The organism is Pseudomonas meliae, from assembly GCF_001400515.1.
Classification (GTDB): domain Bacteria; phylum Pseudomonadota; class Gammaproteobacteria; order Pseudomonadales; family Pseudomonadaceae; genus Aquipseudomonas; species Aquipseudomonas amygdali.
The window spans coordinates 1-267 of the sequence record NZ_LJQT01000169.1 but is presented as its reverse complement, the minus strand read 5'-3'; the positions used below and the strand labels follow the sequence as shown (position 1 = coordinate 267).

Sequence of the window (267 nt, the reverse complement as noted above, 5' to 3'; positions counted from 1 at the left end):
GTCTACACCCTCTTAGGCGTGTCTCTAAGGAGCCAGTTTTTGCGCCCGATAACGAAGAGCCTGATCGCGCTCTGTCGCATTGCCGTCGATCGGCAGGTATTCGGTGTAGCGCAGCAACTCGATCCAGTTGCTGGTAAGGCAGCTGATCGCTTTGCCCAGCGCATTTTGCGTCGTCACTTGTGGTTGGGTTTTCTCCGGCCTTCCTTTTAGGGCTCGTTCTGCAATTCATGTCTGAAAGAACATTGTGGGTAACCGTCCGGCCAAGTC

At 54.3% G+C, this 267-nt stretch carries 1 pseudogene; it reads right to left on the bottom strand.

From position 1 onward, the window contains the following. Positions 1-11: 11 nt before the first annotated feature. Positions 12-210, bottom strand: a pseudogene (locus ALO64_RS24035) (IS66 family transposase); the annotation flags it as partial. Positions 211-267: the final 57 nt, after the last annotated feature.